25 protein-coding genes are annotated in these 26,514 nt (G+C 66.4%); 12 read left to right on the top strand and 13 right to left on the bottom strand.

Annotated elements, in window-relative coordinates:
* Window positions 1-77 precede the first annotated feature (77 nt).
* From OH686_RS16955 to OH686_RS16925, 7 genes are all read left to right on the top strand, one after another.
* Window positions 78-1,412, top strand: coding sequence for an imelysin family protein (locus tag OH686_RS16955; protein ID WP_289534093.1), 1,335 nt, complete (start codon window positions 78-80; stop codon window positions 1,410-1,412).
* A 201-nt stretch (window positions 1,413-1,613) separates the two neighbouring features.
* On the top strand, window positions 1,614-3,026 hold the full coding sequence (locus tag OH686_RS16950; protein ID WP_289534092.1) for a di-heme oxidoreductase family protein: 1,413 nt from the start codon (window positions 1,614-1,616) through the stop codon (window positions 3,024-3,026).
* A gap of 10 nt (window positions 3,027-3,036) precedes the next feature.
* Window positions 3,037-4,098: an imelysin family protein gene (locus OH686_RS16945; protein WP_289534091.1), complete on the top strand. Its 1,062-nt coding sequence runs from the start codon at window positions 3,037-3,039 to the stop codon at window positions 4,096-4,098.
* Entirely contained in the window at window positions 4,099-5,208 is a 1,110-nt protein-coding gene (locus OH686_RS16940; RefSeq protein ID WP_289534090.1) for a DUF1513 domain-containing protein, read from the top strand.
* A 174-nt stretch (window positions 5,209-5,382) separates the two neighbouring features.
* A complete protein-coding gene (locus OH686_RS16935) occupies window positions 5,383-7,008 on the top strand; it encodes a methyl-accepting chemotaxis protein (protein WP_289534089.1) in 1,626 nt (541 codons plus the stop codon).
* Between the two features lie 186 nt (window positions 7,009-7,194).
* The gene (locus OH686_RS16930; protein ID WP_289534088.1) at window positions 7,195-8,343 is read left to right on the top strand and encodes an efflux RND transporter periplasmic adaptor subunit; all 1,149 of its coding nucleotides are present in this window, start codon (window positions 7,195-7,197) and stop codon (window positions 8,341-8,343) included.
* Between the two features lie 23 nt (window positions 8,344-8,366).
* Window positions 8,367-11,420 carry a multidrug efflux RND transporter permease subunit gene (locus OH686_RS16925; protein WP_289534087.1) on the top strand — a complete coding sequence of 1,018 codons (3,054 nt, stop codon included), beginning with the start codon at window positions 8,367-8,369 and terminating at the stop codon, window positions 11,418-11,420.
* 77 nt (window positions 11,421-11,497) lie between these two features.
* Here the strand turns inward: OH686_RS16925 and OH686_RS16920 are convergent, their stop codons facing one another.
* The 8 genes from OH686_RS16920 to OH686_RS16885 all read right to left on the bottom strand — a co-directional run bounded on the left by OH686_RS16920 (window position 11,498) and on the right by OH686_RS16885 (window position 18,293).
* Window positions 11,498-11,734 carry a hypothetical protein gene (locus OH686_RS16920; RefSeq protein ID WP_289534086.1) on the bottom strand — a complete coding sequence of 79 codons (237 nt, stop codon included), beginning with the start codon at window positions 11,732-11,734 and terminating at the stop codon, window positions 11,498-11,500.
* Between the two features lie 143 nt (window positions 11,735-11,877).
* A complete protein-coding gene (locus OH686_RS16915) occupies window positions 11,878-12,570 on the bottom strand; it encodes a lipopolysaccharide kinase InaA family protein (protein ID WP_289534085.1) in 693 nt (230 codons plus the stop codon).
* A 147-nt stretch (window positions 12,571-12,717) separates the two neighbouring features.
* Window positions 12,718-14,031 carry a sensor histidine kinase gene (locus OH686_RS16910; protein ID WP_289534084.1) on the bottom strand — a complete coding sequence of 438 codons (1,314 nt, stop codon included), beginning with the start codon at window positions 14,029-14,031 and terminating at the stop codon, window positions 12,718-12,720.
* On the bottom strand, window positions 14,021-14,704 hold the full coding sequence (locus tag OH686_RS16905; protein ID WP_289534083.1) for a response regulator transcription factor: 684 nt from the start codon (window positions 14,702-14,704) through the stop codon (window positions 14,021-14,023). The genes OH686_RS16910 and OH686_RS16905 overlap by 11 nt, the downstream gene beginning before the upstream one ends.
* A gap of 143 nt (window positions 14,705-14,847) precedes the next feature.
* On the bottom strand, window positions 14,848-16,488 hold the full coding sequence (gene groL, locus OH686_RS16900; protein ID WP_289534082.1) for a chaperonin GroEL: 1,641 nt from the start codon (window positions 16,486-16,488) through the stop codon (window positions 14,848-14,850).
* A 45-nt stretch (window positions 16,489-16,533) separates the two neighbouring features.
* Window positions 16,534-16,827, bottom strand: coding sequence for a co-chaperone GroES (locus tag OH686_RS16895; RefSeq protein WP_137971074.1), 294 nt, complete (start codon window positions 16,825-16,827; stop codon window positions 16,534-16,536).
* Window positions 16,828-17,047: 220 nt separating this feature from the next.
* Window positions 17,048-17,497 carry an FxsA family protein gene (locus tag OH686_RS16890; RefSeq protein WP_289534081.1) on the bottom strand — a complete coding sequence of 150 codons (450 nt, stop codon included), beginning with the start codon at window positions 17,495-17,497 and terminating at the stop codon, window positions 17,048-17,050.
* A gap of 64 nt (window positions 17,498-17,561) precedes the next feature.
* Complete coding sequence (locus OH686_RS16885; RefSeq protein ID WP_289534080.1) at window positions 17,562-18,293, bottom strand: HugZ family pyridoxamine 5'-phosphate oxidase; 732 nt, start codon at window positions 18,291-18,293, stop codon at window positions 17,562-17,564.
* A 93-nt stretch (window positions 18,294-18,386) separates the two neighbouring features.
* Between OH686_RS16885 and OH686_RS16880 the strand changes: the two genes are divergently transcribed.
* Window positions 18,387-19,145 (top strand): SDR family oxidoreductase, encoded by a 759-nt coding sequence (locus OH686_RS16880; protein WP_289534079.1) that lies wholly within the window; start codon window positions 18,387-18,389, stop codon window positions 19,143-19,145.
* Between the two features lie 213 nt (window positions 19,146-19,358).
* On the opposite strand, the gene OH686_RS16875 is transcribed toward OH686_RS16880, so the two are convergent.
* The 3 genes from OH686_RS16875 to OH686_RS16865 form a co-directional block, all read right to left on the bottom strand.
* Complete coding sequence (locus tag OH686_RS16875) at window positions 19,359-20,246, bottom strand: ChaN family lipoprotein (protein ID WP_289534078.1); 888 nt, start codon at window positions 20,244-20,246, stop codon at window positions 19,359-19,361.
* Window positions 20,247-20,333: 87 nt separating this feature from the next.
* On the bottom strand, window positions 20,334-21,101 hold the full coding sequence (locus OH686_RS16870) for a heme ABC transporter ATP-binding protein (protein WP_289534077.1): 768 nt from the start codon (window positions 21,099-21,101) through the stop codon (window positions 20,334-20,336).
* On the bottom strand, window positions 21,101-22,084 hold the full coding sequence (locus tag OH686_RS16865) for a FecCD family ABC transporter permease (protein WP_289539014.1): 984 nt from the start codon (window positions 22,082-22,084) through the stop codon (window positions 21,101-21,103). Before OH686_RS16865 ends, OH686_RS16870 begins: the two co-directional genes overlap by 1 nt.
* Before the next feature lie 192 nt (window positions 22,085-22,276).
* Here OH686_RS16865 and OH686_RS16860 point away from each other — a divergent pair, with 192 nt between their 5' ends.
* Window positions 22,277-22,597 (top strand): Rieske (2Fe-2S) protein, encoded by a 321-nt coding sequence (locus tag OH686_RS16860; protein ID WP_289534076.1) that lies wholly within the window; start codon window positions 22,277-22,279, stop codon window positions 22,595-22,597.
* On the opposite strand, the gene sfsA is transcribed toward OH686_RS16860, so the two are convergent.
* A complete protein-coding gene (gene sfsA / locus OH686_RS16855; RefSeq protein WP_289534075.1) occupies window positions 22,594-23,301 on the bottom strand; it encodes a DNA/RNA nuclease SfsA in 708 nt (235 codons plus the stop codon). The genes OH686_RS16860 and sfsA overlap by 4 nt on opposite strands.
* Complete coding sequence (locus OH686_RS16850; protein WP_289534074.1) at window positions 23,291-24,472, bottom strand: pyridoxal phosphate-dependent aminotransferase; 1,182 nt, start codon at window positions 24,470-24,472, stop codon at window positions 23,291-23,293. Before OH686_RS16850 ends, sfsA begins: the two co-directional genes overlap by 11 nt.
* A gap of 196 nt (window positions 24,473-24,668) precedes the next feature.
* Here OH686_RS16850 and dksA point away from each other — a divergent pair, with 196 nt between their 5' ends.
* The 3 genes from dksA (at window position 24,669) to OH686_RS16835 (ending at window position 26,467) form a co-directional block, all read left to right on the top strand.
* Window positions 24,669-25,112, top strand: a complete 444-nt coding sequence (dksA, locus tag OH686_RS16845; protein ID WP_021700399.1) for an RNA polymerase-binding protein DksA — start codon at window positions 24,669-24,671, stop codon at window positions 25,110-25,112.
* A gap of 91 nt (window positions 25,113-25,203) precedes the next feature.
* Window positions 25,204-26,091, top strand: a complete 888-nt coding sequence (gene gluQRS, locus OH686_RS16840) for a tRNA glutamyl-Q(34) synthetase GluQRS (RefSeq protein WP_289534073.1) — start codon at window positions 25,204-25,206, stop codon at window positions 26,089-26,091.
* Window positions 26,092-26,290: 199 nt separating this feature from the next.
* Window positions 26,291-26,467, top strand: a complete 177-nt coding sequence (locus tag OH686_RS16835) for a hypothetical protein (RefSeq protein ID WP_137971060.1) — start codon at window positions 26,291-26,293, stop codon at window positions 26,465-26,467.
* The last annotated feature ends 47 nt before the right edge of the window (window positions 26,468-26,514 follow it).

Here is a 26,514-nt window from a genome sequence, read left to right as displayed (position 1 = left end):
TTTGCATTTAATGAAAATCTTTCGCATTATTGTGCGGTTTTCCCGCCTTCCAACACTAAGAAGCAAAGGACTCCGCCATGACTCGTATGCCCCTGGCCACCGCCAGCCTGCTGGCCCTCGCCATTTCCCTCGCCGGCTGCGGCGACGACAAGAAAGAGGCCGCCGCTCCGCAAGCTGCCGCTCCGGCTGCCGCCACCGCTACCGCCCCCGCTGGCAAGGTAGACGAAGCCGCCGCCAAGGCCGTGGTCGGTCATTACGCCGAACTGGCTTCCGCCGTATTCAGCGACGCCGCCAGCACCGGCAAGCAGCTGCAAACCGCCATCGACGCCCTGCTGGCCAAGCCCAGCGAAGAGACCCTGAAAGCCGCCAAGGAAGCCTGGCTGGCCGCGCGCGTACCCTACATGCAGACCGAAGTGTTCCGCTTCGGCAACGCCGTGGTCGACGACTGGGAAGGCCAGCTGAACGCCTGGCCGCTGGACGAAGGCCTGATCGACTACGTGGCCAAGGACTACCAGCACACCCAGGGCAACCCGGGCGCCACTGCCAACATCATCGCCAACACCACCATCCAGGTCGGCGAAGACAAGATCGACGTCACCGAGATCACCAGCGCGAAGCTGGCCGAGCTAAACGAGCTGGGCGGCTCCGAAGCCAACATCGCCACCGGCTACCATGCCATCGAGTTCCTCCTCTGGGGCCAGGACCTGAACGGCACCAACCCGGGCGCCGGTGCCCGTCCGGCGAGCGACTTCGTGGTCGGCGCTGGCGCCACCGGTGAGCACAACGAGCGTCGTCGTGCCTACCTGAAGGCCGCCACCGACCTGCTGGTTGCCGACCTGGACGAAATGGTCGGCCAGTGGCAAGCCGGCGTTGCCGACAACTACCGCGCCAAGCTGGAGGCCGAGCCGGCCGAGAGCGGCCTGCGCAAGATGCTGTTCGGCATGGGCAGCCTGTCCCTCGGCGAGCTGGCCGGCGAGCGCATGAAGGTCGCCCTGGAAGCCAACTCCACCGAAGACGAGCACGACTGCTTCAGCGACAACACCCACAACTCGCACTTCTACAACGGCAAGGGCGTGCGCAACGTCTACCTGGGCGAGTACAAGAAGGTCGACGGCACCACCCTGACCGGCCCGAGCCTGTCCTCCCTGGTCGCCAAGGCCGACGCCGCTGCCGACACCACCCTGAAGGCCGACCTGGAAGCCAGCGAAGCCAAGCTGCAGGCCCTGGTCGACAGCGCCGAGAAGAACAACGTGCACTTCGACCAGCTGATCGCCGCCGACAACAAGGATGGCCAGCAGATCGTGCGTGACGCCATCGCCGCCCTGGTCAAGCAGACCGCTGCCATCGAGAAGGCCTCGGCCGCTCTGGGCATCAGCGATCTGAACCCGGACACCGCCGATCACCAGTTCTGATACCCGCAGAGCTGTCCAGGACGGATGCGCCCACAAGGCGCATCCGTTTTTTTATGGCCGGCGTTACGCGAGCCGGAAACTTCTCCCGACAGCTTTTATGCCCGCGACAATCTGGCCCCGGCACAAACGCTAATTCCTCTTATTTGACTTCCCTTAGCCTGCTAAGATTGCCCGCCTGATTGGCCGTCCAGGTTTTCGCCGATGCCCTCGCCGTTGCGCCTTTGTTTTTTGCCGCTGGCCTTTGCCCTGGCGGCCTGTGAGCGCACGCCGCCTCCCGCCGAGCCGGGCGAGGCGCTGTCCGGCGGTGCCACCACGGTGCGCCAGAGCGACCAGAACGCCTTCTCCCTGCCCTCCGCCAACCTCGCGCCATCGCGGCGCCTGGACTTCGCCGTGGGCAACAGCTTCTTTCGCAACCCCTGGGTGATCGCCCCGGCCACCACCACGGCGCGCGACGGTCTCGGCCCGCTGTTCAATACCAACGCCTGCCAGAACTGCCATATCAAGGACGGTCGCGGGCACCCGCCGGAGCGCGATGCGCTCAGTGCCGCCTCCATGCTGGTGCGCCTGTCCATCAAGGGTGACGACTCACCGGCCCACGCCGAACTGCGCCAGCGCCTGGGCGTGGTGCCCGAGCCGGTATACGGCGGCCAGCTGCAGGACATGAGCAACCCCGGCGTGGCGCCCGAGGGCAAGGTGCGGGTCGAGTACGACCTGCAGTCGGTGACGCTCGCCGACGGCACCGTCGTCGAGCTGCGCAAGCCGCGCCTGGTGATCAGCAAGCTGGGCTACGGCGCGCTGCAGCCGGACACCCTGTTCTCCGCCCGCGTGGCGCCGCCGATGATCGGCCTCGGCCTGCTGGAAGCGATTCCCGAGGCGGCGATCCTGGCCAATGCCGACCCCGAGGACCGCGACGGCAACGGCATTCGCGGCGTCCCCAACCGCGTACATGACGATGCCAGCGGCCGGAAGGTGCTCGGCCGCTTTGGCTGGAAGGCCGGCCAGCCCAGCCTCAACCAGCAGAATGCCCATGCGTTTTCCGGCGATATGGGCCTGACCACCGAGCTGCTGCCGCATGACGACTGCAGCGCCGCCCAGACCGACTGCCGCGCCATGCCCGACGGCGGCCAGCCCGAGGTCAGCGCCAACATCCTCGCCAACGTGCTGTTCTACACCCGCAACCTGGCGGTGCCGGCACGCCGCGGCGTGGACGAGCTGGAAGTGCGCCGCGGCAAGCAGCTGTTCAGCGACGCCGGTTGCCAGCAGTGCCACATCCCCAGCTTCGTCACCGCCGCCGATGCCGCGGAACCGGAGCTGGCCAACCAGACCATTCGCCCCTATACCGATATGCTGCTGCACGACATGGGCGAGGGCCTGGCCGATGGCCGCCCTGAGTTCCAGGCCAGCGGCAGCCAGTGGCGCACCGCGCCGCTGTGGGGCATCGGCCTGACCCAGGCCGTCAACGGCCACACCCAGTTCCTCCACGACGGCCGCGCGCGCAACCTGCTGGAGGCCATCCTCTGGCACGGCGGCGAGGCGCAGAGCGCCCGGCAGGCCGTCATCAATTTCGACGCCAGCGAGCGCGGTGCGCTGCTGGCCTTCCTCAACTCCCTGTAAGGAGCCCGGAATGCCCCGTTCCCCCCTCGTCATCGCCCTGCTCGCCCTGGGCCTCGCCGCCTGCAGCCCGCAGGACCCGCAACAGCGCACCAGCGCCGCCCTGGTCGACGGCGTGCTGCTGCCGGCCTACAGCGCCTGGCACCAGTCCAACCAGCAGCTGGCCGAGAGCGCCAAGGCTTTCTGCGCCGGCCAGCAGGAGCTGGGCGCCGCGCAGCAGGCGTTCCTCACCGATGTCGCCAGCTGGGCCGCCCTGCAGCCCCTGCTGCTCGGCCCGCTGGCCGAAGGCAACCGGGCCTGGCAGGTGCAGTTCTGGCCGGACAAGAAGAACCTGGTGCAGCGCCAGGTGGAAACCCTGCTGAAGAACAAGCCGCAGCTGACCCAGGCCGACGTGGAGAAGGCCAGCGTGGTGGTGCAGGGCCTGACCGCCTATGAATATGTGCTGTTCGATGCGGGCATCGACCTCTCAGATGCCGCCCAGAAGACCCGCTACTGCCCGCTGCTGACCGCCATCGGCGAGCACCAGCAGAAGCTCTCCGCCGACGTCCTCGGCCAGTGGCAGGCCGAAGGCGGCATGGCCGCCCAGCTCAAGGAATTCCCCAACACCCGCTACGCCGAGGCACCCGAGGCCGTGGCCGAATTGCTGCGCGCCCAGGTCAACGCCATCGACGGTCTGAAGAAGAAGCTCGGCGCCGCCCTCGGCCGCCAGAGCAAGGGCGTGCCGCAGCCGTACCAGGCCGAGTTCTGGCGCAGCAATGCCAGCCTGGCCAGCCTCGCCGCCAGTGTCGCCAGCGCCGAGCGCCTGTGGCTGGGCGGCAACAAGGACGGCGTGCGTAGCCTGCTCGGCGACGACCAGCAGGCCCTGGCCGCCAGCATCGGCCAGCAGTACGCCAGCACCCGTCAGCATCTGGCCGCGCTGCAGCGCCCGCTCGGCGAGCTGCTCGCCGACGAGGCCGGGCGTGCCGAGCTGAACGCCTTCTATGACGAACTCAACAAGCTGCACCGCCTGCAGGGCAGCGAACTGGCCAAGGCCCTCGGCGTGCAACTGGGCTTCAACGCCCACGACGGTGATTGAATGAAGCGCAGAGCCTTTCTCGGCCTAAGCGGCCTGGCCCTGGCCGCCGGCGCCCTGACTACCAGCGCCCTGGGCGGCTGGAAGCTGATCGGCCACGGTCCGCAACCGCTGCTGCTGTCGGCCCGTGATGACGCCGACGGCCACCACTACGCCGTGGGCTATCGCTTGGACGGCAGCAAGGCCTTCGCCACCCGGGTGACCGAACGCTGCCATGACGTGGTGCCGCACCCCAGCCTACCGCTGGCGGTGTTCGTCGGCCGCCGGCCGAGCCGCGAGAGCTACCTGATCGATACCCGCGACGGTCGCCTGCTGCAGACCCTGGCCTCGCCGGCCGAGCGCCACTTCTATGGCCACGGCGTGTTTCACAAGAGCGGCGAGTGGTTCTACAGCACCGAGAACGACACCAGCCAGCCCGGCCGTGGCGTGCTCGGCGTCTATCGCCTGCAGGGCGAGCGCCTGGAACGGGTCGCCGAACGCAGCACCCACGGCCTGGGCCCGCACCAGCTGCTGTGGCTACCCGGTGGCGAGGAGCTGGTGGTGGCCAACGGCGGCATCCGCACCGAGGCCGACAGCCGGGTGATGATGAACCTCGACGCCATGGAGCCGAGCCTGGTGCTGATGCACCGTGACGGCACGCTGATCAGCAAGGAGCAGTTGCCCGAGCGGATGAACAGCGTGCGCCACCTGGCCGTGGCCGCGGACGGCACCATCGTCTCCGGTCAGCAGTATGAGGGCGACCCGCAGGACGCCGCGCCACTGCTGGCGATCAAGCGCCCCGGCCAGCCCTTCCAGCCCTTCCCCCTGGGCGAGGCGCAGCGCCTGGTGATGAACCAGTACACCGCCAGCCTGGCGATTCACGACGAGCTGCGCCTGCTGGCACTGACCGCACCGCGCGGCAACCGCTTCTTCATCTGGAACCTGGACAGCACCGAGCTGCTGCTGGATACGCCACTGCCCGACTGCGCCGGCGTCGGCGCGGTGGCCGACGGCTTCGTGGTCACCTCTGGCCAGGGCCGCTGCCGCCTGTACGACTGCCGCGGCGAGCAGATCGCCGTGCGTCCGCTGGCATTGCCGGCGGGGCTGTGGGACAACCATCTGCGCCTGGCCTGAAATAGCCGTGCAGGCTAAAGGCCAGCGTGGCGCGGCCGACCTATACTGCACGTTGCACTCGCGCCGGATTTCCGGCCGTTGCCGCCGGCTCTTCATGGCCGGGTGATAGGGATATCCGCAGTTCCGGTGCCCGCTTGGGCGCCGGGGGCAACCACCCCGAAGAGGCGAATCCCCATGTTCCTGCAAAAATCCCTGCGCGCGCAGATCCTCGCGCTGCTCGGCGGCAGCCTGGCGCTGATCCTGATCACCGCCCTGGCGTGCTTCAGCTTCCTCTCCAGCGGCATGCATGCCTACCGCGGCCTGCTCGACGGCCCGCTGCAGGCTGCCCAGTTGATCGACTCGGCCAACGTCGAATTCAAGATCCAGGTGCAGGAGTGGAAGAACGTCCTGCTACGCGGCCAGGAGCAAGCCAATCTGGACAAGCACTGGGGCCAGTTCGAGGCCCAGGAACGCAAGGTCCAGGACATCCTCGGCGAGCTGTCCCAGCAGGCCAGGGACGATGCCGCGCTCAAGGGCCAGGTGGATCGCCTGCGCAGCGAGCACCAGACCCTCGGCGCCAACTACCGCAAGGGGCGCGATGCCTTCGTCGCCGCCGGCGGTGACGCCAAGGCCGGTGATGCGGCGGTCAAGGGCATCGACCGCGCCGCCAGCGAGCAGATGACCGCCCTGGTCGACCAGTTGCGCGAGCAGAGCATTCAGCAGGCCGAGCAGATCAACGCCAGCGCCGACCGCACCATCACCCTCGGCACCCTGGTCATGCTCGCCGCCAGCGTGGTGATCGCCCTGTTCAGCCTGTGGCTGGTCAACCGCCACCTGATCATCCCGATCCGCCACCTGATCACCCATGTCGACCAGCTCAGCCATGGGCGCTTCGGCCAGAAGGTGGAAGTGCTGCGCAAGGACGAGCTGGGCATGCTGGCCAGGGCGGCCAACACCCTGCGCGACTTCCTCGCCAGCACCACCGAGAGCCTGCGCCTGAGCAGCGGCAACCTGAACACCGCCAGCGGCGAGCTGAACCAGATCGCCTCGCGCATGACCCTGGGCATCAACGAGCAGTTCGAGCGCACCGACCAGGTTGCCACCGCCATGCACGAGATGTCCGCCACCGCCCAGGAAGTGGCGCGCCACGCCGCCGAGGCCGCGCACGCCGCCGACGACGCCGACAGCTCGGCATGCCAGGGCGGCAAGGTGATGGAGTCGACCATCCAGACCATCACCGGCATGCGCGGCGAGATCGCCAACACCGCCGAGGTGATCCGCCGCCTGGAGAGCGACAGCGGGCGCATCGGCAAGGTGCTGGAAGTGATCCGCGGCATCGCCGAGCAGACCAACCTGCTAGCCCTCAACGCCGCCATCGAGGCCGCGCGCGCCGGCGAGCAGGGCCGCGGCTTCGCCGTGGTCGCCGACGAGGTGCGCACCCTGGCCCAGCGCACCGCCGAGTCCACCGCCGAGATCAATCAGATCATCGACACCGTGCAGACCGGCGCACTCAACGCCGTGCGCGCCATCGAGAGCGGACAGAATCGCAGCGAGGAAGGCGTGACCCAGGTGACCGAGGCCGGCGCCATGCTGCAGCGCATCACCGGTGCGGTGGAGGCGATCCGCGACATGAACCGGCAGATCGCCACCGCTGCCGAGGAGCAGACCTCTGTGGCCGAGGACATCTCGCGCAACCTCACCGAGATCACCGCCATCGCCAGCTCCAACCAGGAGAACGTCGAACGCACCCAGGCCGCCAGCCATACCCTGCGCAGCCTGTCCGGCGAACTCAGCGAAGTGACCCAGCGCCTGGGCGCCTGATGCGCCCAATCGGTACAGGGAAGTACCGATTTCCCGGTCATCTGTGCGGTTTGCGCGCCGCCGTGTTGCGCGACAATAACGGCGCAATCTTTTGCAAACGCCAGGCTTTTGACTTGATGGTCAAGTAGCACTAAGGTGCCACCTTCGCCATTCCAGGCCCTCCCCGCCTCGCCAAGGATTCGGAATATGTTGCTCCGCCGCATGCTCATCATGCTGGGCGTAGTACTCGTCGTGGTGCTCGCCCTCGCCGCCTACAAAGGCTTCTCCATCTACCAGCAGATCCAGATGTTCTCCGGACCACAGCCGGCCATCAGCGTGTCTGCCGCCGTCTCCGAGGAAAGACCCTGGCAGAGCCGCCTGCCGGCCATCGGCACGCTCAAGGCGTTCCAGGGCGTGGACCTGACGTCCGAGGTGCAGGGCACGGTCAAGGAGGTGCTGTTCCAGTCCGGCGAGAAGGTCACCGTCGGCCAGCCGCTGCTGCAGCTGGACAGCGAGGTGGAGCGCGCCATCCTGTCCACCGCCGAGGCGGTACGCGCCCTGGCCCGCGTCGAGTACCAGCGCGGGCAGGACCTGATCAAGCGCCAAGCCATCTCCAAGAGCGAATTCGACCGCCTCAACGCCGAGCTGCTCAAGGCCGAGGCCAGCGTCTCCCAGCTCAAGGCCGAGCTGGACAAGAAGCGCATCCTCGCGCCGTTCGCCGGTACCATCGGCATTCGCCAGGTGGACACCGGTGCCTACCTGAGCCCGGGCAGTTACTTCGCCACCCTGCAGGACTTGTCCAAGCTGTACGTCGACTTCTTCCTGCCCGAGCAGGACTTCCCGCAGCTGGCCATCGGCCAACGCGTGCGCCTGTCGGTCGCCGCCTACCCCGGCGAAGTCTTCGAAGGCGAGATCGGCGCCCTCAACCCCAAGGTCGAGGAAAACACCCGCAACGTGCAGATCCGCGCCACGCTGCCGAACCCGGACAATAAGCTGCTGCCGGGCATGTTCGCCAACCTCGAGGTACTGCTGCCGGGCGAGAAGAACCAGGTCGTGGTACCGGAAACCGCCATCACCTACACCCTGTACGGCAACTCGGTGTACGTGATCGGCGAGAAGAAGGACGACAAAGGTGTCGTCGTCAAAGACGACAAGGGCCAGGCCCAGCTGGTGGTCGAACGCCGCTTCGTCGAGACCGGCGAGCGCCGCGATGGCGTGGTGCTGGTGCTCAAGGGCCTGAAGGCCGGCGAGCGCGTGGTCACCGCCGGCCAGCTCAAGCTGGACAACGGCGCCCATGTGGCCATCGTCGATGATCAGTCGCTGACCCAGGACAACCAAGCCAGCGTCGAGAAGTAAGGCTCGACGCCAAGGAACCCGTTATGGCTTTCACAGATCCGTTCATCCGGCGCCCGGTCCTGGCCACCGTGGTCAGCCTGCTGATCATCCTGCTGGGCTTCCAGGCCTTCAGCAAACTGGTGATCCGCCAGTACCCGCAGATGGAAAACGCCCTGATCACGGTGGCCACCGCCTACCCCGGCGCCAACGCCGAGACCATCCAGGGCTATATCACCCAGCCGCTGCAGCAGAGCCTGGCCAGTGCCGAAGGCATCGACTACATGACGTCGTCGAGCCAGCAGAACCTCTCCACCATCTCCATCTACGCGCGTATCGGCGCGGATACCGACCGCCTGTTCACCGAGCTGTTGGCCAAGGCCAACGAGGTGAAGAACCAGCTGCCGCAGGATGCCGAGGACCCGGTACTGTCCAAGGAAGCGGCCGACGCCTCGGCGCTGATGTACGTCAGCTTCTACAGCGACGAGCTGTCCAACCCGCAGATCACCGACTACCTGTCGCGGGTGATCCAGCCCAAGCTGGCCACCCTGCCCGGCATGGCCGAGGCCGAGATACTCGGCAACCAGGTGTTCGCCATGCGCCTGTGGCTGGACCCGGTGAAGATGGCCGCCTACGGCATCACCGCGACCGATGTGACCGACGCCGTGCAGCGCTACAACTTCCTCGCCGCCGCCGGCGAGGTGAAGGGCCAGTACGTGGTCACCAGCATCAACGCCACCACCGACCTCAAGTCGGCCGAGGCCTTCGCCGCCATTCCGGTGAAGACCTCCGGTGACAGCCGCGTGCTGGTGCGCGACATCGCCCGGGTGGAGATGGGCGCCGAGAACTACGACTCGATCAGCTCCTTCGACGGCATCCCCTCCGTGTACATCGCCATCAAGGGCACGCCCAGCGCCAACCCGCTGGACGTGATCAAGCACGTGCGCGGCATCCTGCCGGAGCTGGAGTCGCAGCTGCCGCCGAACCTCAAGGTGTCCATCGCCTACGACGCCACCGAGTTCATCCGCGCGTCCATCGAGGAAGTGGTGAAGACCCTGGGCGAGGCCGTGCTGATCGTCATCGTGGTGGTGTTCCTGTTCCTCGGCGCGTTCCGCTCGGTGCTGATCCCAGTGATCACCATCCCGCTGTCGATGATCGGCGTGCTGTTCTTCATGCAGCTGATGGGCTACTCGATCAACCTGCTGACGCTGCTGGCGATGGTCCTGGCCATCGGCCTGGTGGTGGACGACGCCATCGTGGTGGTGGAGAACATCCACCGCCATATAGAAGAGGGCAAGACGCCGTTCGATGCCGCCATCGAGGGCGCCCGCGAGATCGCCGTGCCGGTGATCTCGATGACCATCACCCTGGCCGCGGTGTACGCCCCCATCGGCTTCCTCGAAGGCCTGACCGGCGCGCTGTTCAAGGAGTTCGCCCTGACCCTGGCCGGCGCGGTGATCATCTCCGGCGTGGTCGCCCTGACCCTGTCGCCGATGATGTGCTCCAGGCTACTGCGCCACGAGGAGAACCCCACGGGGCTGGCGCACAAGCTGGACATGGCCTTCGACAAGCTCAAGCGCCGCTACCAGAAGGCCCTTCACGGCACGCTCAACACCCGCCCGGTGGTGGTGGTGTTCGGCATCATCGTCATGTGCCTGATCCCGGTGCTACTCAGCTTCACCAAGAGCGAGCTGGCGCCCGAGGAAGACCAGGGCATCGTGTTCCTGTTCGCCAACGCGCCGCAGCCGACCAACCTGAACTACATGAACGCCTACACCGACCAGTTCGTGAAGATCTTCAAGGAGTTCCCCGAGTACTACTCGTCCTTCCAGATCAACGGCTTCGACGGCGTGCAGTCCGGTATCGGCGGCTTCCTGCTGACTCCCTGGAGCGAGCGCGAGCGCACCCAGATGGAGCTGCTGCCGATCGTCCAGCATCGCCTCAACGATATCCCCGGCCTGCAGATCTTCGGCTTCAACCTGCCGTCCCTGCCGGGTACCGGCGAGGGCCTGCCGTTCCAGTTCGTGATCAACACACCGAACGACTACGAGTCGCTGCTACAGGTGACCGAGAAGATCAAGCAGGAGGCGCTGGCGTCCGGCAAGTTCGCCTTCCTCAACGTCGACCTGGCGTTCGACAAGCCCGAGGTGGTGGTCGATATCGACCGCGCCAAGGCGGCGCAGATGGGCGTGTCCATGCAGGACCTGGGTGCCACCCTGGCCATCCTGCTCGGCGAGGGCGAGGTCAACCGCTTCACCATCGACGGGCGCAGCTACAAGGTGATTGCCCAGGTCGAGCGCGCCTACCGCGACAACCCGAGCTGGCTGAGCAATTACCACGTGAAGAGCGAGAGCGGGCAGATGGTGCCGCTGGCCACCCTGATCAAGGTCAGCGACCGCGCGCGGCCGACCAAGCTCAAGCAGTTCCAGCAGCTCAACGCGGCGATCATCGAGGGCGTGCCGATCGTCAGCATGGGTGAGGCGGTGGACACCGTGGCGCAGATCGCGCAGAAGGAGGCGCCGCGCGGCTACACCTTCGACTACGCCGGCGCCTCGCGCCAGTACATCCAGGAGGGCAGTGCGCTGTTCGTCACCTTCGCCCTGGCCCTGGCCATCATCTTCCTGGTGCTGGCGGCGCAGTTCGAGAGCTTCCGCGACCCGCTGGTGATCCTGGTCACCGTGCCGCTGTCGATCTGCGGCGCGCTGATCCCGATCTTCCTCGGCTTCTCCAGCATGAACATCTACACCCAGGTGGGCCTGGTGACGCTGATCGGCCTGATCAGCAAGCACGGCATCCTGATCGTCGAGTTCGCCAACCAGCTGCGCCACGACAAGGGCCTGTCGGTGCGCGAGGCGATCGAGGAAGCCGCGTCGATCCGCCTGCGCCCGGTGCTGATGACCACCGCGGCGATGGTGTTCGGCATGGTGCCGCTGATCCTCGCCACCGGGGCCGGTGCGGTGAGCCGCTTCGACATCGGCCTGGTGATCGCCACCGGCATGTCGATCGGCACCCTGTTCACGCTGTTCGTGCTGCCCTGCGTCTACACCCTGCTGGCCAGCCCGGACAAGGCGCCGGCCGCATCGACCGCGGCGGCGCACTGAGCTGCCACCAGAAACGAAAAAGCCCCGCCTAAGCGGGGCTTTTTTCTGGCTATCCAGGACTGGATCGGGCGAAAGACCTATTGCTCGCCCTTCATCGCATGGGACAGGCCGTATACCAGCAACAGCAGGTTGTCGCTATCGGCCTGGACCGCCACGGACCCTCGATGTCGGGCGGACACCACCGGGCACGCCTGATCGGCACAGTTCACCAGATCGATTACCTGCGGCGCCGGCTCCTGCCAGGCGGCTGCAGCGAGGGCCGTGACGCTCAGGGCACCGACGAGGAACAATCCTCTAGCAATATCTAATTTCATTTCGATAACCCCTTGATGGCGCTGCCAAACGCCTGAAAAGCAAAACTAGTTCAGGCCAGTCCTTGGCAACGTCCCAACCGACGAGTGGTTTGTCGGTCTGGGGTATGGCGCCCATCAGAGCGCCGTGCAGAAGCGAAGTTCCCTCACCCCAGCGGCAATGCCCTACCCCACTGGCGGCGGTAGCCCGACAGAAGCTGCTGCCACTCCGCTTCGCTCCACGACGAATGACGGCGCAGCTGCTTTAGGTCATGCAGCGCCGCGCGCTTGCGGCTCAGGCGACGCCGGCTCTTCTCCAGATCGAGCAGCGCCACTTCCACGCCCTCCGCCGTCACCTTGACGAACACATGCTTGGCGTACAGGCAGCCATGCTGCCAGCGCCCCAGGTGCATGCGCGCCAGGGTCGCACCTATTTGTTGCAGCAATACGTCATGCTGCTCGCCGGCACGCTCGCGGCCACCGGCGGCGTACCAGCTGTCGATATCGCTGAAGCCATCCAGCGCCTCGCTGATCAACAGGCCGCGCCAGCCCTGCCCTTCCTGGTAACTGGCATCACAGTAGATCAGGCGTGGTACGCGTACACCGAGGCGGCTCAGCCCCAGCAGCGCGTCGCGCTCGCGCAGCACGGTGGGCCGGCCGAACGGGTGACTCAGACTACGGCACAGATGCCCCACCTGGCGCTTGACGTACAGCAGATGCCCCTGGGCATCGCGCAGGCGCTGCACTCCGCTCTCTCCACCCCTGCGTCGGTTGGGCTCTTCGACCCATTCGCCTTGCTGCTGCCACCAATGCTCGAACTGGCCGGCAGCCGTTCCCCCGGAAACGAACTCAGACAACATCAACTCTCCAAAACTGTGACCACATGCAAGCGTGGTAACAATGCGGTAACGAATCTGCCTCGAATGACCCCATAACGGTAGCCATTTCCGATCTACGGCAAGCGATCGGGCGGATACTGCAAGGGGCATACCCATCTGACCAACACATCAGGTTGCGCTGCTACCTCCCAGGCTGACCTGGAACCGGCAACCCCTAGGCTCGGCGTCGGACAGTTCCACGCTCCAGCCCTGGCTCTCGCAAATGCGCTGCACCAACGACAACCCCAGGCCGAGCCCCTCGCCCCGCGCCGCACCACCGCGCACGAAGGGCTGGAACATGGCCTCGCGTTCGGCGGCAGGAATGCCCACGCCGCTGTCCTCGACCAGAAAACCCTGCTCGCCCAGGCTCAGGCCGATGCGCCCCTGCTCGGTGTAGTGCAGCGCGTTGCGCAGCAGGTTGCCCAGCACCGAGCGCAGCAGTGGCGCGTTGTAGCGCCGCTCGTCAGCCAGCTCGGCGTGATAGTCGAAGGTCAGGCCCTTGGCCTCGATGGCCGGTCGCCATTGGGCCGCCAGATCATCGGCAACCACCCGCAGACTGGCATGGGGCGTGCCGCCGGCCTCGTCCTGGCGCGAGCGGGCCAGCATCAGGAAGGTCTGCACCAGACCACGCATCTCCTCGCAGGCGTTGGCGATGCGCCGCACCTGCGCCTTGCCGCGGGCATCCAGGCTCGGGCTCTCCAGCAACAGCTCGCAGGAACTGGCCAACACCATCAGCGGGGTACGCAGCTCGTGGCTGACGTCGCTGGTGAACAGGCGCTCGCGCATCAGCGCGCGGCGCAGCAGGCCCAGCGTGGTATCGAAGGAGGCCGCCAGTTGGCCGACCTCGTCGTTGGCGTAGTCGCGCGCCAGCCGCGGCGCCTCGTCCAGCAGCTGCTCGGGCGCGCGCACCTGGCGCGACAGGCGCACCACCGGCTCGATCACCTTGCGCGCCAGCAGCCAGCCGAGCAGGCCGGACAGGCCCAGGCTGATCAGGAAGCCCACCAGCACCACGGCGAACAGCAGCTGCTCGCGCTCCTCGAAGCCGCTCTGATCCTGCAGCAGCACATAGCGTCGACCGTCCACCAGCTGCACGAAGCCGTGGTAGGACGTGCCCTCGCGGTACACCTCATGAAAGCCGGGCGACAGGTCCTGCAGTTCCTCCGGCAGGGCGAAGTCGCCGTGCCCGTCACTGAAGAAGAACAGCTGGCCCGGCTCGGGGCGATGACGCCATTCGTCGATGCTCTCCATCTTCAGGAAGCGCCCGAGGTCGCCGCCCAGTTCGCTGGAGATCAGCCGCTCCTCGACCTGGTGCACGGTCTCTACAATGCCGACGGCGAAAGTGCCGCCGACCAGCGCCGTCATCAGCACGAAGGCGATGACGATACGGCGTGACAGGCTCTGCCTGAACAGGCCATGCCTATACAGGCCGTCCCTAAACGCCATCGCCGGGCTCCGCCAGTCGGTATCCAACACCGTGCACGGTCTGCAGCAGCGCCTTGTCGAAGGGTTTGTCGATCACCTGGCGCAACTGGTGCACATGGCTGCGCAGGCTGTCGCTGTCCGGGCAATCGTCGCCCCACAGCGCCTCCTCCAGCACCTCGCGGCGCACCACGTGCGGGCTCTTCTGCATCAGCAGGGCGAGCAGCTTGAGGCCGACCGGATTGAGCCTGAGCGGCTTGCCGGCGCGGGCGATCTCCAGAGTATCGAGGTCGTAGCTGAGCTCGCCGACCTGCAGCAGGCGCTTGCCGCCACCGAGGCTGCGGCGCAGCACCGCCTCGATGCGCGCGGCCAGTTCGGAGAGGGCGAAGGGCTTGACCAGGTAATCGTCGGCACCCGCCTGAAAACCTTGCAGACGGTCGTCGAGCTGGTCGCGGGCGGTCAGCATGATCACCGGCGTGTCGCGCCGCGCCTCCTCGCGCAGGCGTTTGCACAGGGTGTAGCCATCGATGCCGGGCAGCATGATGTCCAGCACCAGCAGGTCGTAGTGCTCGCTGCTGGCCAGGCGCAGGCCGGACAGCCCGTCCTGGGCGCAGTCCACCGTGTAGCCCTTGATCTGCAGGTAGTCGGCCATGTTGGCCAGGATGTCGCGGTTGTCCTCGACTAGGAGGATACGCATGGAAAGAATCCTATTCGTCGCAATGCCGGCAAAGATACCGCGGAACGCCCCGGCATCCGCCGTCTTTGACGGATTTTTCACGGGCAAGAAAAAGCCCCGCACGGGGCGGGGCTTCTTCGCTGCAGCTCAGGGAGCCGGTCGGCTTACATCATGCCGCCCATGCCACCCATGCCACCCATGTCCGGCATGGCCGGAGCGGCCTTGTCTTCCGGAATGTCGGCGACCATGGCTTCGGTGGTGATCATCAGGCTGCCGATGGAAGCGGCGGCCTGCAGGGCGGAACGGGTGACCTTGGCCGGATCGAGAATACCCATCTCGATCATGTCGCCGTACACGCCGGTAGCGGCGTTGTAGCCGTAGTTGCCCTGGCCTTGCTTGACCTTGTCGACCACCACGCTCGGCTCGTCGCCGGCGTTGGCCACGATCTGGCGCAGCGGCGCTTCAACGGCGCGACGCAGCAGGGCGATACCGACGTTCTGGTCGTCGTTGTCGCCTTTCAGGCCTTCGATGGCCAGCAGGGCACGCACCAGGGCCACGCCGCCGCCAGGTACCACGCCTTCTTCGACGGCTGCGCGGGTAGCGTGCAGGGCGTCTTCAACGCGGGCCTTCTTCTCTTTCATCTCGACTTCGGTGCCGGCACCGACCTTGATCACGGCAACACCGCCGGCCAGCTTGGCCAGACGCTCTTGCAGCTTCTCTTTGTCGTAGTCGGAGGAAGTGTCTTCGACCTGCTTGCGGATCTGGGCAACGCGGGCCTCGATGTCGACCTGCTGACCAGCGCCGTCGATGATGGTGGTGTTTTCCTTGCTCAGGACCACGCGCTTGGCGTTACCCAGGTGCTCCAGGGCGGCGCCTTCCAGGCTCAGGCCGACTTCTTCGGAAATCACGGTACCGCCGGTGAGGATGGCGATGTCCTGCAGCATGGCCTTGCGACGGTCGCCGAAGCCCGGAGCCTTGACGGCAGCGACTTTGACGATGCCACGCATGTTGTTGACGACCAGGGTGGCCAGGGCTTCGCCTTCCACGTCTTCGGCGACGATCAGCAGCGGACGACCGGCTTTGGCGACGGCTTCCAGCACCGGCAGCATTTCGCGGATGTTGGAGATCTTCTTGTCGACCAGCAGGATCAGCGGGCCGTCGAGCTCGGCGACCATGGTGTCCGGCTTATTGATGAAGTACGGCGACAGGTAGCCGCGGTCGAACTGCATGCCTTCTACGACGGACAGTTCGTTTTCCAGGCCCGAGCCTTCTTCAACGGTGATCACGCCTTCTTTACCGACTTTTTCCATGGCTTCGGCAATGATGTCGCCGATGGAGTTGTCGGAGTTGGCGGAGATGGTGCCGACCTGGGCGATGGCCTTGGTGTCGGTGCACGGCTTGGACAGATTCTTCAGCTCGTTGACGATGGCGATGGTCGCCTTGTCGATGCCGCGCTTCAGGTCCATCGGGTTCATGCCGGCGGCAACGGCCTTCAGGCCTTCGCTGACAATGGCCTGGGCCAGAACGGTAGCGGTGGTGGTGCCGTCACCGGCAGCGTCGTTGGCCTTGGAGGCAACGTCTTTCACCAGCTGGGCGCCCATGTTCTCGAACTTGTCTTTCAGCTCGATTTCTTTGGCAACGGACACGCCGTCCTTGGTGATCAGCGGAGCGCCGAAGCTGCGGTCCAGGACCACATTGCGGCCTTTCGGGCCGAGGGTCGCTTTTACCGCGTCGGCCAGGACGTTGACGCCGACCAGCATTTTCTTACGAGCGGAATCGCCGAATTTGACTTCTTTAGCAGCCATGGTGGTTGTTCCTTAAATTCTTGGGTTAACGGAGAACGTGTCGAATCAGGCTTCGATGACGGCGAGGATTTCGTGCTCGCCCATCACCAGCAGATCTTCGCCGTCGACTTTGACGGTGTTGCTGCCGGAGTACGGACCGAACACCACCTTGTCACCGACTTTGACCGCCAGTGCACGGACTTCACCGCTGTCCAGAACCTTGCCGGTACCCACGGCGACGATCACGCCCTGGTTCGGCTTCTCGGCAGCGGAACCCGGCAGCACGATGCCGCCAGCGGTCTTGGTTTCTTCTTCGCTGCGACGGATGACGACGCGGTCATGCAGAGGACGAAGCTTCATTGTCGATCTCTCCTGAGTAGTTGTTTTCACTGGCCGGCGACTGCGCCGGCGGGTTAGGCAAATCCGGCTTGGGGCCGGGCGCGGCACGCCAGAGGCGAGTCGCGGAAGACTGTTCCACCGAAACGGTGGAAACCTTGCGGTGATCGCTAGATAGGGGCGGCGGCGGGCATTTCAAGGGGCGACTGTGAAATTTTTTACACAGCCACCTGCAGTCCCGGGGTCAATCGCGGCGCTGATACTCGCCCTCGATCACGTGCGGGTGGGTCTGGCCGCTGCGGGCCTGGGCGTCGTCGAAAAACGCGCGCTGACGCAATGCCTGCTCCTGGGCGCGACGTTGCAGCTTGCCGATCATCAGCCGGCGGGTGAAGGGAATCAGACACAGCAGGCCGAACACGTCACTAATGAAGCCGGGCAGCAGCAGCAAGCCGCCACCGACGGCGATCAGCAGGCCCTCGAACATTTCCTGCTCGGGCATCTCGCCCCGCGCCAGCTTCTCGCGGGCACGCCAGGCGGTGGCCACACCGGCCACGCGTAGCAGCACGCTGCCGAGCACCGCGGTGCCGATCACCAGCAGCAGGGTTGGCAGCACACCGATGGCGCTGCCGACCTGGATCAGCACGGCCAGTTCGATGAGGGGGAACAGCAGGAACAGAAACAGAAAAGCGCGCATTGCGAATGTCCTTGGCGGAAGAACGGCTTCCGATACGGATGAAGTATGGGGCCTGGCGCTTAATTCAAGCTGAAGCCTGCTCGGCGGTCGGCCAGACTTCGGCGCGGGCCAGCAATACCAGGGCCTGACGCACGGCGCCGGGGTTGTTACAGGATGTTGGGAATGCCAGCCAGTGCAGGCCCTTGCCGATGCGCAGATGGAAACCCTCGCTGTCGATGCCGGCCAGTTGTGCCGGTTCGTGGTTCGGCAGGTTGGCCAGTTGCACATAGTGGGCGAGCGCCGATGCGTGGTCGTCGTTCATGTGCTCGACCATGCTGCGCTCGGCCTCGCGAGCATGCGGGTTGGCCAGATTTACCGCCTGCAGCCAGTGAATGGCACCGAAGCCGCCGATAAAGCGCCAGCGCACGGGCTCGAGCACCCAGAAGTCGAAGTCGTGAGCGCTGTGATATCCGCGCGAATCGGGGAAATAGCGGTAGTAGCGCTCGGCGGCGGCCTCGATGGCTGCTGGCTCGTCCAGCTGCCGGGCTTCGGCCAGCAAGGTCAGGCGCCCGGCGGCCTGAACGTCCTCGGCGCCACGCTCGCCGACCAGCAGCGAGCACTTGGCATCCTTCTGCAAGTTATGGGTGTGCTGGGCGATGCGGCTGATCAGTATCAGCGGCCGGCCCTGCTCGTCCAGGCAATAAGGCACCACCGATCCGAAAGGGAAGCCCGGCATGCTCTTGGAGTGGGTGGAAAGCACCCCGCGGTATTCCTTGAGCAACAATTCTCGGGCATGCTTCTCGGCTGTCATGCTCAATTTATGACTCCTCGCTAAGAATTCGTCGAAAACAAAACGAACAGGCGCCCAGCGCCAGCGGGGCAATCTTCAAGACCTTCGAGGAGCAGTGTTATGGAACTCAAAGACAAAGTCATCATCATCACCGGCGGCTGTCAGGGCCTGGGCCGCGCCATGGGCGAGTACCTGGCCGCCAAGGGCGCCAAGCTGGCGCTGGTCGACCTGAACCAGGAGAAGCTGGATGACGCCGTGGCCGCCTGCAAGGCCGCCGGTGGCGACGCGCGCGCCTACCTGTGCAACGTGGCCAACGAAGAGCAGGTGACCCACATGGTCGCCCAGGTGGCCGAGGACTTCGGCGCCATCAACGGCCTGGTCAACAACGCGGGCATCCTGCGCGACGGCCTGACCATCAAGGTCAAGGACGGCGAGATGACCAAGATGAGCCTGGCCCAGTGGCAGTCGGTGATCGACGTCAACCTGACCGGCGTGTTCCTCTGCACCCGTGAAGTGGCAGCCAAGATGATCGAGCTGAAGAACCAGGGCGCGATCGTCAACATCTCCTCCATCTCCCGCGCCGGCAACATGGGCCAGGCCAACTACTCCGCGGCCAAGGCCGGCGTCGCCGCCGACACCGTGGTATGGGCCAAGGAACTGGCGCGCTACGGCATCCGCGTGGCGGGCGTCGCGCCGGGTTTCATCGAGACCGAGATGACCAGCGGCATGAAACCGGAAGCCCTGGAGAAGATGACCTCCGGCATCCCGCTGCGCCGCATGGGCAAGCCTACCGAGATCGCCCACTCCGTGGCCTACATCATGGAGAACGACTACTATACCGGTCGTATTCTGGAACTCGACGGCGGCCTCCGTCTGTAAGACCGTTTCGACTTGCTGCGCGTCGGCCGGGCGGCGTTGAAACGGTCGGGGCGCGCAGTCTCGGGCTGCTCATTACAGCTCGTAAACTCCGCGCCCTCACCAAGTTCTGCCTTGCCCGGCTCTAGCTCGCAGAGTCGAGCCGTAGCATCGCAAACAAAAAGCCCCGCAATGCGGGGCTTTTTGTTGCGTGCAGGCCTGCATGAGCGAGCAGCCCTATTTCTTGCGCAGCTTGGCGCAGTGATCCTCGGGCACATTGGCGGCGGTGTACCAGACATAGTCGGCACTGCCGGCAGCCGGCTCTTTGCCAACTTCGGCAAGGATCAGCACGGCATTGCCCTCACCCGCGCCGAGGTCGGCCAGGTGCAGCGGCACGCCCAGGTCCTTGCGCACATGGAAGACGCCGGCAAACAGCATGGCCGGCTGCGGTGCGGCGGCCAGGCGTTCGGCCATGCGCCGGTCGCGCTGCTGCTGCACGGCGAGCATCGCGGGAATCTGGCTGTCCGGCAGCAGTCCGCAGTGGGACTCGCGGATATCTTCCTGCAGCTTTTCCTGCACTGCCGGCGCGGTGGAAGCCGAGCCCTGCAGGGCCGGGCGCGCCTGGTAGATCTGCATGATCTCGGCGCGGTCCAGGTTGGCCGACAGCAGCGGATAGGGCTGGCGCAACTGGTACTGCACCAGCGCGCCGTACAGGCCCCAGTCCCAGTTCGGCAGCCAGGCCAACGCGGCGAAGGTATCGGCCGGCGCCTGGCCGGCGCGGGTATCGGCCTGCGTCTGTTCGACCCTGGCCTGCTGGCTGGGGTTGAGCATTTCCATCAGCACGCTGCCCTGCGGACGCTGGGCGGCCAGCTCACGCGACAGCCACAGCTGCAGGGCGTGATGATCGGGGTTGTCGTGTTGCTCGCCGACCAGCACGCGCGGCACCTTGGCCAGGCGGGCGACCAGCTTTTGCGGGCTGATGCGCTCGCCGCTGGCCAGGTCGATGATCTGGCCCAACTGGGCGTGATCGCGGCCCTCGGGGGCGATAGGCGCCGGAGGCGGCAGCACGCCGAGGGACTGGCAGGCGGCCAGCAGGACAAGAGAACAGAGCAACAGGGTTCGCATGCGGGCTCCTTATCGAGAGAGCTTTTCAGCCGTAGCCCGGATGCAATCCGGGATGGGCCGCTCCCGGATTACATCCGGGCTACAGATTCAACGGGCCACGATCAACGGGTGGCCGCGCTCCGGATGACGCTGGATCAGTACATCGAGGCCGAACACCGCGCGCAGCGGCTCGGCCTGCAGCACCTCGTCGGGGCTGCCGAAGGCATGCGGGCGGCCGTCCTGCAGCAGCAGGATGCGGTCGCAGTAGCGGGCAGCCAGGTTGAGGTCGTGGAGTATCACCAGCACCGCCGCGCCCTGGCCGGCGAAGTCGCGCACGGCCTGCAGGGTGGTGTGCTGGTGCAGCGGATCGAGGGCCGAGGTCGGCTCGTCGAGCAGCAGCACCTGCCCTGCCCCGCCCGGCCACAACTGCGCCAGCACCCGCGCAAGGTGCACGCGCTGGCGCTCGCCACCGGACAGGGCCAGGTAGCTGCGCCCGCGCAGGTGCTCGGCATCCGCCGCGCGCAACGCCGCATCGACGATCTCGGCATCGCGCACGCGGCCGGTATCGTGCGGCAGGCGCCCCATGGCGACCACCTCGGCCACCGGGAAGGCGAAGCTCAGGGTCGAACTCTGCGGCAGCACCGCCAGGCGTCGCGCGCGCTCCTGGCCGGACCAGGCGCCGAGGGCTTGGCCGTCCAGGGTCACATTGCCGCCATCGGCATCCAGCTCACCGCACAGGGCGCCGAGCAGCGTGCTCTTGCCGGCGCCGTTAGGGCCGAGCACGCCGAGCACCTCGCCGGGCTGCAGGGCCAGGTCGACGCCCTCCAGTACGGTGGTGCCGCCACGGCGCACACTCAAATCTTGCGCGCGCAACATCAGGCCCGCCCCCGCACCAGCAGATAAAGGAAGAACGGCGCGCCAATCAGCGCCGTGACGATGCCGATCGGCAACTCCGCCGGCGCCAGCACCAGACGCGCGACCAGGTCGGCCAGCAGCAACAGGCTGGCACCGGCGAGCAAGGACGCCGGCAGCAGCACACGATGATCGGGGCCGGCCAACAGGCGCATCAGGTGCGGCACCACCAGGCCGATGAAACCGATCAGACCCGCCGCCGCCACCGCGGCGCCAACCCCCAGGGCGGTACACAGCACCAGCTCCAGCTTGATCCGCTCGACGTTGAAGCCCAGATGGCGCGCCTCCGACTCACCGAGCAGCAGCGCGTTGAGCGCCGAGGCGCGGCGCGGTAGCCAGATGGCCACGCCGAGGGTCACCAGCAGCAGCGGCCACAGCCTTGGATAACTGGCGCCGTTGAGGCTGCCGAGGTTCCAGAAGGTCAGGCTGCGCAGGGTGGCGTCGTCGGCCAGGTAGGTGAACAGGCCGACGCCGGCACCGGACATGGCGGTCAACGCCACGCCGGCGAGGAGCATGGTGGCGACGTTGGTCTGCCCGTCACGGCGGCCGAAGCGATAGACCACGGCGGTCACGATCAGGCCGCCGGAGAAGGCGCAGATCGACAGCAGAGAGGGCGCCAGTGCCGGCGGCAGGCCTCCGACCATGCTGCCGCCGACGATGGCGATGGCCGCGCCGAGTGCCGCGCCGCCAGCGACGCCGACCAGGCCGGGGTCGGCCAGCGGATTGCGGAACAGGCCCTGCATGGCCACGCCGGACAGCGCCAGCACGATGCCCACGCAAAGCCCCAGCAGGCTGCGCGGCAGGCGGATCTGGCCGAGGATCAGCTCGGCCTGCTGCAGCCCCTCACCGTCGATGGGCAGCCCGATGAGGCGCAGGGCGGCCAGCAGGGTGTCGCCCAGCGGCAGGCTCACCGGCCCGAGGGCCAGCGACAGCCAGAACGCGAGCAGCAGCAGAGCGCCCATTGCCAGCAGCAATGGGCGGGGTCGAAAAACAGGATTCATCGGTCGAGGCTGGCCGTCAGTGCTTGCTCAGCAGGATAAAAGGCTACCGGCAACTCGGCCAGCCCCTCGGGCAGACGCGCGCCCTACCCCATCGCCACGCCCGTGCGGGATAATCCCCGCCTCGGCGTGGAGATTCCCATGATTCATCTGTGCGCCCCGGGTGAGCTGGTCGAAGGCCAGAGCCGGGGCTTTGTCGTTCAGGGTCGCAAGTTGCTGGCGGTACGCCGCGACGGTCGGGCCCATGTCTACCTCAACAACTGCCCGCATCGCGACCTGACCCTGGAATGGCGCGCGGACGACTTCCTCGACGCCAGCGGCAGCATGATCCAGTGCGCCCACCATGGCGCATTGTTCCTGATCGAGAACGGCGAGTGCGTCACTGGCCCCTGCGCCGGGCAATCACTGCGCAAGGTCGATTGCCGGGAAGACGGTGACGCCATCTGGGTCGAGCCGGCTTAGGCCAATACCTCCAGCCGGCGCAGCAGGCGCACTTCCTCCGGGGCAACCGAGGCGCCATAGGCCAGCACCTCCACACCCGCCGCGCGTGCCTCGCGCAGGCCCGCCGCGTAGGCCGGGTCGATCTCCTCGGCGGCGCGCACCGCCTCGATGCCGGACAGGTTCACGCAATACAGCAGCACCGCCCGCACACCTTGCCTGGCCAAGGCGGCCAGCTCGCGCAGGTGCTTGGCGCCGCGCTCGGTCACCGCATCGGGGAAGGCAGCCACCGTGGAGTCGGCGAAGCCCAGGGTCACGCTCTTCACCTCGAGGAACAGCGAGCCGGACAGGTAGTCCAGGCGGAAGTCGGCGCGGCTGCCTTCGCTGCCATAGGCCACCTCGCGCTTGAGCCAGGTGAAGCCGGCCAGCTCGGTGATGATGCCGACGCGCAGCGCCTCCTCGACCAATGCGTTGGCGCGTCCGGTGTTGAGGCAGGCCAGCCGCCCGTGCGGCGTCTCGCCCAGTTCCCAGGTGCCCGGCAGCTTGCGCTTGGGATCATTGGAACGGCTGAACCAGACGCGGCAGCCCTCGCTCAGGCAGTTGAGCATGGAGCCGGTGTTGGGACAGTGAATGGTCAGCGCCTCGCCGCTACTCGTCTCGATATCGGCGAGGAAGCGCTTGTAGCGGCGCAGCAGGCGCCCCTCTTCCAGCGGCGGATCAAAGCGCATCGGGATTCCAGGTCTTCAGTCCGCGGGCGATGCGTTCCACCGCCTGCTGCAGACGCTCGACAGTCTGCGTGTAGGCGAAGCGCACGTGGTGGCCGGCCAGGTGGCGACCGAAGTCCAGGCCCGGGGTGAAGGCCACGTGCTCGGTCTCGATGAAGTGCCGGCAGAAGGCGAAGGCGTCGCCGCCGAAGCTCGAAATATCCGCATATAAATAGAAGGCCCCTTCGGGCTCCACGGCGATGCCGAAACCCAGCTCGCGCAGCGCCGGCAGCAGGTAGTCGCGGCGGCGCTGGAACTCGTGGCGGCGCTCCTCGAAGATCGCCAGAGTCGCCGGCTCGAAGCAGGCCAGGGCGGCATGCTGGGCCATGGAGGGCGCGCTGATATAGAGGTTCTGCGCCAGCTTCTCCAGCTCCGGCACCGCATTGCTCGGCGCCACCAGCCAGCCCAGGCGCCAGCCGGTCATGCCGAAGTACTTGGAGAAGCTGTTGAGGACGAAGGCGTCGTCGTCCACCTCCAGCACACTGGCCGCCTCACAGCCGTAGGTCAGGCCGTGGTAGATCTCGTCCACCACCAGATGCCCGCCGCGCTGCTTGAGGGTGCTCGCCAGTGCCGCCAGTTCATCCTTGTGCAGCAGGGTGCCGGTAGGGTTGGCCGGCGAGGCGACCAGGGCACCAACGCTGTCACCGTCCCAGTGCCTTTCCACCAGCTGCGGGGTGAGCTGGTAGCGACTCTCGGGGCCTACCGGCACAAGCTGCGCGGCGCCTTCGACCAGGCGCAGGAAGTGGCGATTGCAGGGGTAGCCGGGGTCGGCCAGCAGCCAGTGCTTGCCCGGATCGACCAGCAGACTGGAGGCCAGCAACAGGGCGCCAGAACCACCGGGAGTAATCAGCACGCGTTCGGGGTCGATATCCACACCATAGCGGCTGGCATAGAAACCCGAGATGGCCTGGCGCAACTGCGGGATGCCGCGCGCCGCGGTGTAGCGGGTGTGCCCGGCGGCCAGCGCGGCCTGCCCGGCACGCACTATGGGTTCGGCGGTGGTGAAGTCCGGTTCGCCGATCTCCAGATGGATGACGTCATGGCCGGCGGCCTGCAGTTCGTTGGCTCGCGCCAGCAACGCCATGACATGGAAAGGTTCGATGGCGCGACTGCGCGCGCTGAAGGGCTGGGCCATTGGCCTTCCTTTATTAAGGAAAAGGGGGGATTCTAACCAACTGCCCCCGCTGCCAGTAAGAAGCGTGACAACCGGGAGTAGCATCGCCGGAATCGATCTGGTAAGTTCGCCCGCTTGCAGCCGCAGGCCCGGTGTCCGAGCCGGCAAAGGAACAGATCCTGCGCAATGGATCAGAGAGAGTGAGAGGCGGTCATCCATGCCCACCAAAGCAAAACAGAACGGCAACCAGCTGATTCGTGGCTTCGAACCCTACAAAGAAAAGAAGGGCGAGGAGTACATGAGCGATCCGATGCGTGCTCACTTCACCAGCATTCTCAACAAGTGGAAGCTGGAGCTGATGCAGGAAGTGGATCGCACCGTGCACCACATGCAGGACGAAGCCGCCAACTTCCCGGACCCGGCCGACCGCGCCAGCCAGGAAGAAGAGTTCAGCCTCGAACTGCGCGCCCGTGATCGCGAGCGCAAACTGATCAAGAAGATCGACGAGACCCTGCAGCTGATCGAAGACAACGACTATGGCTGGTGTGATTCCTGCGGCGTGGAGATCGGCATTCGCCGCCTCGAAGCCCGCCCGACCGCGACCCTGTGCATCGACTGCAAGACGCTGGCGGAAATCAAGGAAAAGCAGATCGGTTCCTGATTCCGGACGGGGCGCTAAGGCGCCCCGTTGCATTTCCGGCTACCGATAAGCGGGCTGGCGCCGCAAGGCTCCAGCCGATAGCCTCCCGCCCATGAAAGACTCCGCCTACATCGGGCGCTTCGCCCCCACGCCCAGCGGCTACCTGCACTTCGGCTCGCTGGTGGCCGCCCTTGCCTCCTACCTGGACGCGCGCAACGTCGGCGGCCAGTGGCTGCTGCGCATGGAAGACCTCGATCCGCCGCGCGAAGTGCCCGGCGCCCAGGACGCGATCCTGCGCAGCCTGGAGCTGTACGGCTTCGAGTGGGACGGCGAACTGGTACGGCAAAGTGAGCGCCATGCCGAATACGCCGCGCTGATCGAGCGCCTGTTCAGCCAGGGCCTGGCCTATGCCTGCACCTGCTCGCGCAAGCAGCTGGAAGGCTCCGGCGGCATCTACCCTGGCACCTGTCGCAACGCCGGCCATCCCGACTTTGAGGCCGCCATCCGCCTGCGCGTACCCGAACTGGAATATCGCTTCACCGATCGCGTGCAGGGCGAATTCCGCCAGCACCTGGGCCGCGAGGTCGGCGACTTCGTCATTCGTCGCAAGGACGGCCTGTTCGCTTATCAGTTGGCCGTGGTGCTGGACGATGCCTGGCAAGGCGTCACCGACGTGGTACGCGGCGCCGATCTGCTCGACTCCACCCCACGCCAGCTGTACCTGCAGGAGCTGCTCGGCCTGCCGCAACCGCGCTACCTGCATGTACCGCTGATCATCCAGCCGGATGGCCACAAGCTGGGCAAGAGCTACCGCTCGCCACCGCTGCCGGCCGACCAGGCGCCCCCACTGCTGACCCGCGCCCTGCGCGCCCTCGGCCAGCAGCCACCGGCCGAGCTGGCCGGCGCCACGCCGCACGAGGTACTGGCCTGGGGCATCGCCCACTGGGACGCCACGCGCACCCCGCGCAGCCGGACCCTGGCCGAGGCGCAGCTGCGCTAGCGTAACCATCTGTAAGGATGGGTTCAGGAGGCAGCGAACACCCCACCGTCACGCCCACACTTGTCCAGTGCTTGCTGGCGGCGCCCATGGCGTACTGCTTCGCGAGTACACCCTACGTCAGTGAGTGACTCCGTTCTTGCGGGTGGCCTGAGGCCGGCGGCTTCCTTTACCATCGGCGCATCCTCCGACGAGAAGCCGCATGTACATCTACCGACTGGTACTGATCCTGGTGGTGGGCATCTACCTGTTTTCCCCCGCCATCATGGACTGGTGGATCGACCCCAACGGCGCCTGGTATCGCCCGTACCTGCTGTGGCTGATCCTCATCGTCGTCACCCTGATCCTGCAGAGTCAGCGCGATGCCGATGAACTCTGACCCGCGCCCGTGGGGCTGCCCATCTATCCCTTCGCAGAGCCCGCGCA

The organism is Pseudomonas sp. SO81 (assembly GCF_030374125.1).
Lineage (GTDB): Bacteria > Pseudomonadota > Gammaproteobacteria > Pseudomonadales > Pseudomonadaceae > Aquipseudomonas.
Note: the sequence above shows the minus strand (reverse complement) of the source record. Positions and strands in the feature narration are given on the sequence as shown.

Bases quoted from the DNA above. Each gene is read 5' to 3' on its own strand.
- OH686_RS16955 (WP_289534093.1), top strand. From the start codon at position 78: ATGACTCGTATGCCCCTGGCCACCGCCAGCCTGCTGGCCCTCGCCATT.
- OH686_RS16950 (WP_289534092.1), top strand. From the start codon at position 1,614: ATGCCCTCGCCGTTGCGCCTTTGTTTTTTGCCGCTGGCCTTTGCCCTG.
- OH686_RS16945 (WP_289534091.1), top strand. From the start codon at position 3,037: ATGCCCCGTTCCCCCCTCGTCATCGCCCTGCTCGCCCTGGGCCTCGCC.
- OH686_RS16940 (WP_289534090.1), top strand. From the start codon at position 4,099: ATGAAGCGCAGAGCCTTTCTCGGCCTAAGCGGCCTGGCCCTGGCCGCC.
- OH686_RS16935 (WP_289534089.1), top strand. From the start codon at position 5,383: ATGTTCCTGCAAAAATCCCTGCGCGCGCAGATCCTCGCGCTGCTCGGC.
- OH686_RS16930 (WP_289534088.1), top strand. From the start codon at position 7,195: ATGTTGCTCCGCCGCATGCTCATCATGCTGGGCGTAGTACTCGTCGTG.
- OH686_RS16925 (WP_289534087.1), top strand. From the start codon at position 8,367: ATGGCTTTCACAGATCCGTTCATCCGGCGCCCGGTCCTGGCCACCGTG.
- OH686_RS16920 (WP_289534086.1), bottom strand. From the start codon at position 11,734: ATGAAATTAGATATTGCTAGAGGATTGTTCCTCGTCGGTGCCCTGAGC.
- OH686_RS16915 (WP_289534085.1), bottom strand. From the start codon at position 12,570: ATGTTGTCTGAGTTCGTTTCCGGGGGAACGGCTGCCGGCCAGTTCGAG.
- OH686_RS16910 (WP_289534084.1), bottom strand. From the start codon at position 14,031: ATGGCGTTTAGGGACGGCCTGTATAGGCATGGCCTGTTCAGGCAGAGC.
- OH686_RS16905 (WP_289534083.1), bottom strand. From the start codon at position 14,704: ATGCGTATCCTCCTAGTCGAGGACAACCGCGACATCCTGGCCAACATG.
- groL (WP_289534082.1), bottom strand. From the start codon at position 16,488: ATGGCTGCTAAAGAAGTCAAATTCGGCGATTCCGCTCGTAAGAAAATG.
- OH686_RS16895 (WP_137971074.1), bottom strand. From the start codon at position 16,827: ATGAAGCTTCGTCCTCTGCATGACCGCGTCGTCATCCGTCGCAGCGAA.
- OH686_RS16890 (WP_289534081.1), bottom strand. From the start codon at position 17,497: ATGCGCGCTTTTCTGTTTCTGTTCCTGCTGTTCCCCCTCATCGAACTG.
- OH686_RS16880 (WP_289534079.1), top strand. From the start codon at position 18,387: ATGGAACTCAAAGACAAAGTCATCATCATCACCGGCGGCTGTCAGGGC.
- OH686_RS16875 (WP_289534078.1), bottom strand. From the start codon at position 20,246: ATGCGAACCCTGTTGCTCTGTTCTCTTGTCCTGCTGGCCGCCTGCCAG.
- OH686_RS16870 (WP_289534077.1), bottom strand. From the start codon at position 21,101: ATGTTGCGCGCGCAAGATTTGAGTGTGCGCCGTGGCGGCACCACCGTA.
- OH686_RS16860 (WP_289534076.1), top strand. From the start codon at position 22,277: ATGATTCATCTGTGCGCCCCGGGTGAGCTGGTCGAAGGCCAGAGCCGG.
- sfsA (WP_289534075.1), bottom strand. From the start codon at position 23,301: ATGCGCTTTGATCCGCCGCTGGAAGAGGGGCGCCTGCTGCGCCGCTAC.
- OH686_RS16850 (WP_289534074.1), bottom strand. From the start codon at position 24,472: ATGGCCCAGCCCTTCAGCGCGCGCAGTCGCGCCATCGAACCTTTCCAT.
- dksA (WP_021700399.1), top strand. From the start codon at position 24,669: ATGCCCACCAAAGCAAAACAGAACGGCAACCAGCTGATTCGTGGCTTC.
- gluQRS (WP_289534073.1), top strand. From the start codon at position 25,204: ATGAAAGACTCCGCCTACATCGGGCGCTTCGCCCCCACGCCCAGCGGC.
- OH686_RS16835 (WP_137971060.1), top strand. From the start codon at position 26,291: ATGTACATCTACCGACTGGTACTGATCCTGGTGGTGGGCATCTACCTG.